Annotated in this window: 12 protein-coding genes; 4 read left to right on the top strand and 8 right to left on the bottom strand. The window is 44.2% G+C overall.

What is annotated here, in order from left to right; genetic code table 11:
* Positions 1-424 precede the first annotated feature (424 nt).
* Both AC3CHU_RS21540 and AC3CHU_RS21535 read right to left on the bottom strand, forming a co-directional pair.
* Complete coding sequence (locus AC3CHU_RS21540; RefSeq protein ID WP_004731659.1) at positions 425-862, bottom strand: PAS domain-containing protein; 438 nt, start codon at positions 860-862, stop codon at positions 425-427.
* 1 nt (position 863) lies between these two features.
* Entirely contained in the window at positions 864-1868 is a 1005-nt protein-coding gene (locus AC3CHU_RS21535; protein WP_004731662.1) for a response regulator, read from the bottom strand.
* A gap of 102 nt (positions 1869-1970) precedes the next feature.
* Between AC3CHU_RS21535 and AC3CHU_RS21530 the strand changes: the two genes are divergently transcribed.
* On the top strand, positions 1971-2168 hold the full coding sequence (locus AC3CHU_RS21530) for a hypothetical protein (protein ID WP_146456578.1): 198 nt from the start codon (positions 1971-1973) through the stop codon (positions 2166-2168).
* 27 nt (positions 2169-2195) lie between these two features.
* On the opposite strand, the gene AC3CHU_RS21525 is transcribed toward AC3CHU_RS21530, so the two are convergent.
* On the bottom strand, positions 2196-2441 hold the full coding sequence (locus AC3CHU_RS21525; protein ID WP_004731665.1) for a hypothetical protein: 246 nt from the start codon (positions 2439-2441) through the stop codon (positions 2196-2198).
* 225 nt (positions 2442-2666) lie between these two features.
* Here AC3CHU_RS21525 and AC3CHU_RS21520 point away from each other — a divergent pair, with 225 nt between their 5' ends.
* Positions 2667-3104: a Spy/CpxP family protein refolding chaperone gene (locus AC3CHU_RS21520; RefSeq protein WP_488525635.1), complete on the top strand. Its 438-nt coding sequence runs from the start codon at positions 2667-2669 to the stop codon at positions 3102-3104.
* A 199-nt stretch (positions 3105-3303) separates the two neighbouring features.
* Here AC3CHU_RS21520 and AC3CHU_RS21515 read toward each other — a convergent pair whose 3' ends face one another.
* The gene (locus AC3CHU_RS21515; protein WP_108208047.1) at positions 3304-4656 is read right to left on the bottom strand and encodes an MATE family efflux transporter; all 1353 of its coding nucleotides are present in this window, start codon (positions 4654-4656) and stop codon (positions 3304-3306) included.
* Positions 4657-4756: 100 nt separating this feature from the next.
* Here AC3CHU_RS21515 and AC3CHU_RS21510 point away from each other — a divergent pair, with 100 nt between their 5' ends.
* Positions 4757-5749: a LysR family transcriptional regulator gene (locus tag AC3CHU_RS21510; protein ID WP_488525634.1), complete on the top strand. Its 993-nt coding sequence runs from the start codon at positions 4757-4759 to the stop codon at positions 5747-5749.
* Positions 5750-5841: 92 nt separating this feature from the next.
* On the opposite strand, the gene AC3CHU_RS21505 is transcribed toward AC3CHU_RS21510, so the two are convergent.
* A complete protein-coding gene (locus AC3CHU_RS21505; protein ID WP_488525633.1) occupies positions 5842-7242 on the bottom strand; it encodes an alpha-amylase family protein in 1401 nt (466 codons plus the stop codon).
* A 269-nt stretch (positions 7243-7511) separates the two neighbouring features.
* On the opposite strand from AC3CHU_RS21505, the gene AC3CHU_RS21500 reads away from it, so the two are divergent.
* Positions 7512-8411: a DMT family transporter gene (locus AC3CHU_RS21500; protein WP_081008954.1), complete on the top strand. Its 900-nt coding sequence runs from the start codon at positions 7512-7514 to the stop codon at positions 8409-8411.
* A gap of 188 nt (positions 8412-8599) precedes the next feature.
* Here AC3CHU_RS21500 and AC3CHU_RS21495 read toward each other — a convergent pair whose 3' ends face one another.
* The 3 genes from AC3CHU_RS21495 to fecE all read right to left on the bottom strand — a co-directional run bounded on the left by AC3CHU_RS21495 (position 8600) and on the right by fecE (position 11184).
* Positions 8600-9016, bottom strand: coding sequence for a VOC family protein (locus AC3CHU_RS21495; RefSeq protein ID WP_488525632.1), 417 nt, complete (start codon positions 9014-9016; stop codon positions 8600-8602).
* A 354-nt stretch (positions 9017-9370) separates the two neighbouring features.
* Entirely contained in the window at positions 9371-10264 is an 894-nt protein-coding gene (locus AC3CHU_RS21490) for a DMT family transporter (protein ID WP_065207062.1), read from the bottom strand.
* Positions 10265-10419: 155 nt separating this feature from the next.
* Complete coding sequence (gene fecE / locus AC3CHU_RS21485) at positions 10420-11184, bottom strand: Fe(3+) dicitrate ABC transporter ATP-binding protein FecE (RefSeq protein ID WP_114634946.1); 765 nt, start codon at positions 11182-11184, stop codon at positions 10420-10422.
* Positions 11185-11186: the final 2 nt, after the last annotated feature.

Below are 11186 nucleotides of genomic sequence, written 5' to 3'. Positions count from 1 at the left end.
TCTTTGTTCTCGACCAAATTAGGTAATCTCATCACCTTGCCAACTAGCCCCAATTTGGAAAAGCACTGTGCAATGGGCTCGATTTTTAGGTCGAGATTCACTTGGGTTTGAGAATCCAGCCCTCGCACTCCATTAAATAATGCTTTCAAGCTCAAACTTTATAAATCTAATTTCTATTAACCCGTAGCATTACCGTTCCAAAAGCACATTTCGTGGCTGCCCTTTCGTTCATTTAACCAGGAACATTCAGCAAAGCGCTTAGTAAAAGAGGATTGGTTGACGTGAAAAACTAGGGGAAAGATTAGATTTGAAGAATAGAAAGCAAAAAAATGGCTAAAGTGGTTAACCTTAGCCATTTTTATTCGCTGATCAGACTGATACTAATACGCACATAGAAAAGTGCTGTTTAGTGAATAGAGCAGTGCTAGTTCTTTTGAGAAACTAACGCTTCTGCAGTCGCATCTTGAATAGACAAGAACAATGAGCTGACTTGTCCTGTTGGTGAGCGCATCGGGTTTAACGTCACGTTCTGATACATGAAATCGGCTTGTTGAGTTACAGGGCGAACATTGCGGCACTTAAACAGATAAGGCCTTTGTTGCCATGTAATGAAGCTGCGGCAACCTAGGTCATAGACTGGCTTGGTTTTCAGTCTAAACCACTCTTCTGGGATCTCAGGAAATAACTCAAAGATCGACTTACCGATCGCATCATGCGATTGCTTACCGCTATGGTGCGTCATAAAGCCATTCCAAACTTGCACCTGAAAGTCACGGTTAATGACCACCAGCCCCATATCGACGTTTTGAACCATGTCCACCATCCAGTGGAACTGTTCAAATTCAGCAGGAAGATTCAGCATATTAAAACTCCTCCATTAGGTAGGCCAATTTGTTGTCTAGAAGAGGCAGAGACTCATCGACAAACATAAACAGAAGGTCACAACGGATAGAAGTGCCATCAATGTTATAGCTGACTTCGAAAGTCATGGTCTTCTTAAATGAACCACTGGTGTTTTCAATCACAGAATCAATCGAGATGTGTTGACCTAGCAGTACAGGAGAGCTCTGGAAGAAACGAACTTCTGACTGCTCCCCTAACCCATTCAAGAATGAGCCGACTAAGATGTTCGACACATCCATCAGTAGCTCTAACTCTTCTAGCTGCTCGCTTTCAGTTGGCACCTTCATGAGCTTTTTAAGGTCGCTCACGCTGGAGTCACTCAACAAAACTAATGCTTCGCCTGCAATGCCTTCTCCGCTAAAACCTTGGCAAACACCCGACACTTGGTCGTTGTCGGCTAGGTCACGAAGTGCCATGTGCAATTCACTCACTTCGAAGATGTTGACGTTCGGCAATGGTAAATGAACAAATACATTAAAGTGACGAGCCAGTGCATCAGCTGCACGGCCTATCGCTACGTTCGCCACTTCCATATAGATATCACGTCTGCGAAGTATTGGCAGTTCTAAAGCGGTTGGAGTAATGATCTGAGGCTGTTTTGGCGGCTCAACATGCTCACGTAAAATAGCTTTTAGCGCTTCTTTATCGATCGGCTTTTGTAAAAACGCTTTGGCGCCGAGATCCAACACCTTCTGTTGTGCTTTTGGTTGTATGTCACCCGAAACAACGACAACAGGTGTGGTATCACCCAAACGTTGCATCTCTTCCAATGTGCCATAGCCGTCTAATTCCGGCATGGTGAGGTCGAGGAACATCAATTTAAATTGGTTTTGAGCGAGCTCTTCAAGTGCATTGAGCCCATGAACAGCAAAAGTTATATCTGCATTTAGAGAACTAGGCAGTGATCGAGCCATCTGCTTCCTTGCTAACGCAGAATCATCACATATAAGAACTGGGAACGACATAAATGCACCACCGACAAATTAAAGCTAATTCGGACGAGTGTAACAGAACATTATAGTATCAGGTACGGGGTGAATGAATTTATGTGTAGATTATTAGTAAGAATGATGGAACAAGCAGGTGAGCTATTATCTGGCATTATTCTTCATGAAAAACAATATGCTACAAAGGTAATAACCGTTCATCATAATAGAGTAATAGCACTTTTTGATAGAACAATAGAGCTAGTTTATGAAATGGTAGCCTTAATAAGTGAGTTTATTAAGGCTCGGTTTACTCATTCATTTATCGGCTTTATGTAGCCATGATAAGAGACGTAGTGTGAAGAACTAGAACTGGTATGAAGGCCATAAGATCAGCAATGCGAAACGTATAACCACAGCAAACACCAATAAAGCGATACCCAAACGATACCATTTGTATTCCGCGATACTCATTGGGATACGCTTATAAAACATCGTAATCACGCCCTTCCAATCGCTACTGCGTCTTCCGTACTGCATCATGCTCGTCAAAACAAACAGTGCGCCAAGCACTAACATTCCTTTTTCAGCCCAGAACAATCCAACTTCCATTTGTGTATTCCTTGATAAAACGGTGAGCAACTCAAATCATTCTAGTCACCTTTACGCTCAGTTTCTGTAAGACCAAGGTCTAACCCGCCCTGTACTATCTGAACATACCAATCTGAACGCACTTAGTTGAACGCAGCTAGCTGCGTGTACTTAACTGAACAGCGTGTTCATATCGAGTTCAGCTTCGCCATCTATACTCATGTTTCCACTAACAGGAGAAATTCAATGAAATCACTGAAAAAGTCGCTTTGTGTATTAACTGCTTCAGCTCTACTCGTTACCGCTCCGTTTGTGAGTGCTTCATCACCACAACAACCGCCACAACCCGCAGTGAGCCCACTGCAAATGGTTATTGCTTCTTTAAACCTAAGCGAAGAGCAACACGCGGAAGTCATCTCCCTTGTTGAAGGCTATCAATCGGATAGAACACAGATTGACATGGATAGCGCGATCGAGCTCAAGAAGAAACAGATCAGCCTTGTGACTCAACCTGATTTCAATGAAGCCGAAATGGAAAAGGTCATCGACACCGTTCAAGCAACCGAGAAGTCGATGGTGATGCAAGAGATGCGTCTTAAGAACAACATCTATAACGTGCTGACTGAAGAGCAAAAAGAGCAATTCAAAACCATGATGAAGTCTGCGCTCTCTGGTGGAAAGTAGTTTGGTAGAAAGCAGTTTGGTAGAAAGCAGTTTGGTAGAAAGTAGCCTGGCAATAAACCGTCTGGCAGAAAATAGCTGCCCCTAATCCTGATATTGATTCTTCTCTCTCCCCCAAAAAAGGAGAATCGGAATAGATAAAAAAAAGCCGCAGTCACTTTAATGACTGCGGCTTTTTGTTGTTCAGTGCACCATTAGCAAATCACGTATAAGCATGATTCGACAAATCTGGAGATTGGTTGTTCTTTTGAATGACACGCATCAATTGGATAAGTAGCAGAATACCCGTCACACCTAAACCAACGCCGATTCCGCCCCAGATCCCTGCCAATTCAAATTTTGGCATCAAATACCAAGCGGCAGGTAGGCCAAATACCCAATAACCGATGGCAGTCATCACGGTTGGCATAGAGACAATCTTCATGCCTCTCAACAAGTTAATTGCCAGTAACTGCCAAGCATCAACAATAAAGCACAACGCCACTACCCAGATAACAGAAGCCAATAACGAAGTCATCGCGCCAGTTCCGTCGTCTAGCTTAAAGAGAGAAGCGATCATTTCAGGCCATATGATGAACACGGCAGACAACGCCACGCTCAACACCGACACCAAGATAAAGCTGAGAATCGAGGTTCTTTTGATCCCTTCGTAGTTACCCGCACCAAAATCACGCCCCACCAAAATCGCCGCAGCTTGTGAGAAACCGAAATTGAAGTTCCAAGTAAAGCTTAAGCATTGCAGCAGGATTTGGTGTAAGGCTAAAGAAGCAATACTGATCGTTCCCGCCATCAAGGTGCCACCGTAAATGAGACCATGTTCAAGTAATGCTGCTAATCCGATAGGTAAACCCATCATTAAAAGCGGACTCATCAACTTAATTGAATACTCTTCTGTGTTTAACCAAGGGGCGAACTGCCTGAATTCATCACGTTTGAATACCCAAACCGTGTATCCAACCATCACGATAAATGCCGCGATAGCCGTACCTAGCCCTAAACCCGTTAAGCCCATGTCTAATTGGAAGGTTAAGAAGTAGCTGACTGGCACATTCAGAATTACGGTGATAATCGACATCACAAGAATGGAGCGCACATTACCAAACGCACTGGTTAAGCCACGAAGCACCAACAAGATAAGCGAAGGCAACATCACCCATTTCAAGGCGTGTACATATTCCATGGCTAAGGTGATCACTTCTGGCGGCTGTTTTGCTGCTTCCAATACCAACGGAGCAAACCAGAAGCTGGCCATTAAGGTCACACTGAGCACGAATGCCAGCATGGTTGCGCCTTTCACCGCCAATCTAATTTGCGTGTTACCAAACTCTGGACGAGCTACGCGCTGACCATAAGCGATCGCGATCAGGTTCGCGACACAACCCACGGTGCTGCTCGCAATAATGAAGATGAAAAAGTAGATCGAGGCGCCTAAGCCACCAGCCGCAAGGGCAGACACACTGATACGCGACATCATCCAAACATCAGTAAGGACTAACGCCATAGAGATCAGCTGTGAAATGATCAAAGGGAATGCGAGAGTGAGTATTTTTTTCATGAGCGCCTCAGGTAATTTCGCCCAAAATACGATCGATGGGGCTGGCGTTCAATTGATAAATTTGCGAATCTAACATTCCATAAACTCATGCGAACGAATTATGACCCCATATCCTAGCTTGCCATCCTCACATAATGGCTTCAAAGCCTTTGAAGCTGCAGCAAGGCTGATGAGCTTTACTCTGGCTGCCGAAGAGCTGCATGTGACACAAAGTGCAATCAGCCGACAGATCAAACAGCTTGAAGATGAGTTAAACGCATCACTGGTTATTCGTAAGCATCGAGCGATTGAATTAACGGTACAAGGTCATGATTTGTATGTGGCTTTGCGTGAAAGCTACGGTAATATCGAAGCTGTCATTGCCTCTTGGAGTGAGCCCAAGCAGAAACGTATTGTGATCAAAGCGACCCTGAGTTTCGCGACGCGAGTATTGATCTCTAAAGTGCGGGAATTAAACGAGCGTTATCAAGATCATGAGATCGTCATTGTTCCTGTGATTGAAGAAGACGAATCGATTAATAGTAGCGAATATGACCTATTGATCTTCCACACGCGCTTCAAAAAGCGCTATGACAAAGCACCTGACATCACCTTCTTGCGTGAAGAGTTTATGGCACCGGTCTGCTCGACTAGCTTAACTAATTCTGCCAATTTAGCTAATTCGACCAACTTAACGAATAAAGACACCGACCTCGATTCGATCTTAACCTTACCAAGGCTTCACCCAACCTTAGATCACCACGACTGGAAAGTGTGGTTGGCCGATGTTGAATTCCCACCAAAGAAACCCGTCAGAAATACCAGTTTCTTGTCTTTAGATATGGCGCTCAGTGCCTGTTTATCCGGTGAAGGCGTTACGGTCACAGATCTATTGCTAGTACAACAAGAGCTCCAACGAGGCTTCTTGTACTGCCCTAAGAATGCAAAGATCCAACACAGTGCTTGGACTTACTTTATGCACCAGCGTACTCACACCCCTATCATCAATGACCTTATTGAATGGCTTAGGGAAGAGACAGCAAAAGAGATCGAGTTGCTGAAATCATTAGCTCACCAGAATCATTGGTTTGGTGTTATTAGCGATCATCAGTAACGGTAAGCCGTTAGCCCAGATACAACTAAGCCGCAGAACTTGCTGCGGCTTATGCTTTCTACCAGTCGTTTATTGCTTTTATTTAATGAGCATTAAAGCTTAAACATACGCGCACTGCGCGGTGGTAGATTGAAGGTATGGTAGCGAGAAGAAATGGTTTCTGTCGCGCTGCTTAATACGTCTTTGTATTGAACATTCCAGTTAAACTCATGTTGGTAGGTATCAACCGTCACGCCACGGGTTTCACCACACTTGTTAATACCAACAACGCCTTCTTTGCCACGCTTAAACAGCAAAGTACATTGGTCGCTGGAAATCATCGTCATCGATTTACCTTGCATCGCGTTATGGAAGCTCAACATATTCTTCATATTTGAGCTATTCCAAACATTGCCCCAACGACCGTTATCCTTATCTTCAGAATCAGGAAGGTCATCACTGTAGATCAACGGCGTACCGCCATCTTTGCCAAGGATGTAAGCGTAAGCAAGCTGCTCGTCTTGTGGATCCATAATTTGGTAACGGAAACCGTCATTGGTTGGAATATCATGTGTGATCGCAAAAGTAATTGAGCGATTATCATCCAACGCTTGGCCGTAGGCTTTAGGATCATGCAGCTGATTCAAGCCACCGCCCATTGAGAATGCCGAGCGAATCGACGCAAACAGCGGGAAATCATACGCGGAATGATTAGTATTATTCAGGTACGGCGCTAAGAATGACTCATAGCCGCTGTTCCCTGCTCCACCGCTGGTAATGACTTCACCGAACACATGCATGTTCGCAGTAATTTCAGACGTGAATACCTGATCGATTTGGTACTGGCTCATGTGTTTTACCGCATCAATACGGAAACCTTTGATCCCTATATCTTTTAGCGCTTTCAGATATAAACGTTGCTGTGAAACCACCCAGTTATTCGGATCAAGGTCAGGTAAACCTACATCGCCATCGGCACCACACAAACGCCAGTACTGAACGTGACCAGGATCGTTCCAATCTGAAATACAACCTGCGGCATGGAAATCGTTAGCCGAGACAAAACCTTGCGCTAAATTGCCAAACAGAGTCTGGTCAGCGTAGTAGCTTGAACGGCTCGCATAATCGTTTAGCACTTCTGTGCCAGGGTAATCCAAGTCACTTCGCTTCCAGCTTTCATTCGCCATATGATTGAGCACCACATCGGCATACACATCAACACCCACACCTTTAAGTGCGGCAATCATTGCGGCTAAATCTTGTTTGTTGCCGAGAGGTGAATCAATGGCACGAAGGTCTTGAGGTTGGTAACGCGCCCACCATTGGCTACCGCTCGATTTCATTGCCGGAGCGACGAGTACTTTCTTATAACCAGCTTGTGCAATTTGATTAGCGTTGGCCGTTACGTCCGAATACTTCCAATTGAAAGCATGCAAAATAGTGTCAGCATAAGTGGCTGAGCTAAAAGAACAAACGGCAAGTGCGGATATGAGTAGGGTATTGATTGGTTTCATAGAACATATCTCTCATTATAAATTCACAAGAATGATATGAATAAGAAAGACAATTAAAACGACGGATAAATCAGAGTTGAATTAGCGTCACTTTCTGTTGATGGTGATTTTATAAAACTGAGCTATCGCCGATGTTATGCGGGATGAATTTTGAAAAGAACTGAAATGAGAATTAATTGAATCAAGTTGACCTGAACAGGACAAAGACTTTGGTCGGCTCTTCTAAACTACGTTATGATTCCTTTTCCCCTCAACCAATTGATATTTTTATGCCTTCTTTCTCTTTTTCACTGATCCCTGTAGGGGTTCGGTTCATGATCCTTTCCGCTTTTGGATTCGCACTGATGTCAGCTTGTGTGAAATACGTTAGCAATTACGGCATACCTGTATTTGAAATTGTTGCAGCAAGGGCTTTGGTGTCTTTGATCATCAGCTACATCGACGTTAAACGAAAAGGCATTTCTATCTGGGGCAATAACAAACCTCTGTTGTTTGTTCGTGGCGCTGTTGGTACCGCAGCCTTGATGTGCGTTTACTACGCTGTAACCACTCTTCCATTAGCAGAAGCCACCATTCTACAATACGTGCATCCCGTATTTACTGCGTTACTTGGCGTACTGTTCCTGAAAGAACGCGTCCAAAAGTCGACCATGATATGCATTGTATTCTGCCTAGCGGGGTTATCGGTAATGGTACAGCCAAGCATGAACAGCAGCGCGAGCAGCGAGTTGCCGCTATTCAGTATTATGCTGGCGTTATGTGGCGCGTTTGGTAGCTCAATTGCTTATGTGATTGTAAGAAAGCTTAGCCAAACTGAAGACAGCTCAGTCATCATCTTCTACTTCCCACTGGTCGCTCTGCCAATATCGACCGCCCTGATCTGGAACGACTTTGTGTGGCCTAGCCTTTTCTTAACCATGATGCTGGTTCTGGTGGGGATTTTCACACAAATAGGCCAATACGGTTTGACCAAAGCAATGCAAACTCAAGCGGCTGGTAAAGCTTCAGCTTACTCATACGTTCAGATCGTATTCTCAGCACTATTAGGTGTTTGGGTGTTCAATGAGATTCCATCGGTTTGGACCTATCTAGGTGGTGGCCTTATTGTGACGGGGGCTCTTATCAATGTGTTTGGTAAACAGTTATTGGTGCCATTTAAAGCTAAGTAGTTAGCTGTCTATAGTTAGACTTGGACGCTTAAGCCAAACAGCCAAACAGCCAAACAAATAAGATTAAAAAAGGGCATTGCGGATTATTCCACAATGCCCTTTTCTGTAAGTCTTTCCTAGCACCTTTTCTCAGACGTTTTATTTCGAACAAACTCGCTCTAACACACCAACTCGATTAATGAGTTTTATTACGTGGCATTGCGCAGTTTAGGATCATCACTCAGGTATTCTACGAACTCGACTTCAAAACCTGCCGGATCCACAAAGTAGACGTTTTTACGATAAGGTTCTTCCGCTCCGGGTTTGGCTATTGGGAAGCCCGCATCAATAAGGCGCTCAATCACACTCTCAATATTATTGGTCACATAAGCGAAGTGCGCGAGACCAACGGAGTGTCCGGCTAAGTCTCTATTTTCACCCTCTCCATGATCACTCATTGCGATATATTGATACTCATCGCCAAAATGCAGCCAATTACGTGGCTTGCCTGACCATTCACCTTTGCCCTCATCACGGACATACCAATGAGGGAACGCCGCTTTGTAGAAAGTCAGCATTTCAGGGATGTCTTTGACGACTAAATTGACATGTTCAAGTTGGATCATTCTTCTCTCCTTAAAGTATTCTCATAAGCAACGTTGTACATGCTAATACCTCAAGTTAAGTTGAGGTAAAGGGTTAATTTACGTTTATTTTCAAGAACGTTTTTAGAGTCCAAATTGTTCTATTTTTTGATGCTATACAAACTTTAAGCATGAGAACTTTAATCACCTAAGTTTTAAACAACAGACGTTAAGTTTAGACGACCTACCCCAAACTGACTTCCTAATCATGCGGCTTGTTAAGCTCGTTTCTTAAGTCTTTAATGATTCAAAAACAAAAAGCGAACCACTTAGGTTCGCTTTTCTTTCATCTAGCACGTTTCGTCTTTGCAATACGCGGCGGTTAAGCCGCAGATATTATGACTTGGGCTGATTCACCTCTACATCGAGAGATGCTCTGTTCCCTAGACTAAAGAACTTCTTCCATTTAATCGGCATCATTGGAATAACGATGAGGCTGATACCAACCAGTGTCAGAATGTCGGGGATCTCGTCAAACCACATCACGCCAAACAAGGTTACAAACACTAACCCCGAGTATTCTGCGAGCGCAATTTGGTTTGCTGGAGCCTTTTTATACGCGACCACCACCAATGCATGATAACCAAGAACAAATAGATTGATTGCCATGATCCACCCCACATGACGCCATTCAATCTCGGCCCATGCCGGCAATGCAAACGCCAGTGCAAGTGGCAGAGTCATAACACTAGTCCAAAATAAGGTAGAGATAATGTGTTGTTCGGCGTTCAAACGCTTGATCAAAATATTACCAACACCCATTGCAAGCGCACTGCCTAGCCCTGCAATCGCCGCCCAGTGAAATTGCTCTGGACGCAACACAATTAGCACACCCACGAAGCCTATCAGTGTCGCGATCACTTTTGATGATGTCGGCCTTTCTTTCAACAACACAATAGACAGAGGAAGCATCAGGATTGGCCCAACATAGAACATCGCGTTCGCTGTCGCCAAGGTAAGGTGTGTAATGGCAATCATCGCACAACCACTGCCCACTAATATAAATTGAGCCCGTAAAAAATTGATGCGGCAACCGCCTTGCATGCGAGTTTCTTTAGGGAGCTTTAGCCAAAAAGGAAGCAGTAAGATCACGCTCAATAGCTGGCGGATAAACACATACTGAAATGTGGGAACTTCACCATTAAGTATTTTTAGTGAGACATCGGAAAAAGACGCCAATAGGTTTGCAAATACCAAAAGCAAGATGGCGTGGTTGGTGACTTTATTCATACGGAAACAGAGCTACACATTTGTCATACAATTATGGGCAGGCATAATACATGAGAATGGAAAATAAGTAAGAACAAAGTTTCCGGATACTTATTACCAAAAACCAAAGGTATTAAGGAATAAGTATCCATCCTTTCCAGCTGCCTGATAGTCTCCTAAATAGCAACACACATTGGCGTATTTGAAATAGGGTCACGAAACACGCTCGCTTTGAGATCAAACACGTTACTGAGCATAGTTTCGGTCATCACCTCATCAGGCGAGCCTTCTGCTATTACGCATCCCTTTTCCAAAACCACTAAATGATCGCAGTAACGACTAGCTTGGTTAAGATCATGCAGCACAACAACCACCGTTTTTCCTTTGGCATTCATCTGTTGCATCAGGTTCATTAATTCCACTTGGTGAGACATATCAAGGTATGTGGTCGGTTCATCCAACATCACTACGTCCGTATCTTGTGCAATTACCATCGCGATCCATGCTCTTTGACGCTGGCCACCAGACAGTGACTCAACAGGCTTATCAGCAAACTCAAGCACACCTGTATCTCGCATTGCTTGCTCAACAATCCTTTGATCGTCCTGCCCTAACCTTCCCCAATGAGAGACATAAGGCGAACGGCCATATTCGACCAACTTTCTTACCGTGATCCCCTCAGGACTGACCAAGATTTGCGGAAGAAGTGACAACGAGCGAGCGAGCGCTTTATCGCCATAGCTTGATAGCGGTTTGTCTTCAAACAACACCTCTCCATCCACTGGCTTGTTAATTCTGACTAACGTCTTTAACAAGGTAGATTTACCGCACCCGTTAGGTCCTATCAATGCGGTAATTTTTCCCTTAGGGATAGAAACCGACAGGTTCGGTATGATCGTTTGTTTGCCGTACGCGACGGAAAGATTCTGCGTTTTAAGCATGG

The organism is Vibrio sp. QJM3NY_39 (genome assembly GCF_057785895.1).
Note: the sequence above shows the minus strand (reverse complement) of the source record. Positions and strands in the feature narration are given on the sequence as shown.

Bases quoted from the DNA above. Each gene is read 5' to 3' on its own strand.
- AC3CHU_RS21540 (WP_004731659.1), bottom strand. From the start codon at position 862: ATGCTGAATCTTCCTGCTGAATTTGAACAGTTCCACTGGATGGTGGAC.
- AC3CHU_RS21490 (WP_065207062.1), bottom strand. From the start codon at position 10,264: ATGAATAAAGTCACCAACCACGCCATCTTGCTTTTGGTATTTGCAAAC.
- AC3CHU_RS21520 (WP_488525635.1), top strand. From the start codon at position 2,667: ATGAAATCACTGAAAAAGTCGCTTTGTGTATTAACTGCTTCAGCTCTA.
- AC3CHU_RS21515 (WP_108208047.1), bottom strand. From the start codon at position 4,656: ATGAAAAAAATACTCACTCTCGCATTCCCTTTGATCATTTCACAGCTG.
- AC3CHU_RS21495 (WP_488525632.1), bottom strand. From the start codon at position 9,016: ATGATCCAACTTGAACATGTCAATTTAGTCGTCAAAGACATCCCTGAA.
- AC3CHU_RS21500 (WP_081008954.1), top strand. From the start codon at position 7,512: ATGCCTTCTTTCTCTTTTTCACTGATCCCTGTAGGGGTTCGGTTCATG.
- AC3CHU_RS21510 (WP_488525634.1), top strand. From the start codon at position 4,757: ATGACCCCATATCCTAGCTTGCCATCCTCACATAATGGCTTCAAAGCC.
- AC3CHU_RS21505 (WP_488525633.1), bottom strand. From the start codon at position 7,242: ATGAAACCAATCAATACCCTACTCATATCCGCACTTGCCGTTTGTTCT.
- AC3CHU_RS21530 (WP_146456578.1), top strand. From the start codon at position 1,971: ATGATGGAACAAGCAGGTGAGCTATTATCTGGCATTATTCTTCATGAA.
- fecE (WP_114634946.1), bottom strand. From the start codon at position 11,184: ATGCTTAAAACGCAGAATCTTTCCGTCGCGTACGGCAAACAAACGATC.
- AC3CHU_RS21535 (WP_004731662.1), bottom strand. From the start codon at position 1,868: ATGTCGTTCCCAGTTCTTATATGTGATGATTCTGCGTTAGCAAGGAAG.
- AC3CHU_RS21525 (WP_004731665.1), bottom strand. From the start codon at position 2,441: ATGGAAGTTGGATTGTTCTGGGCTGAAAAAGGAATGTTAGTGCTTGGC.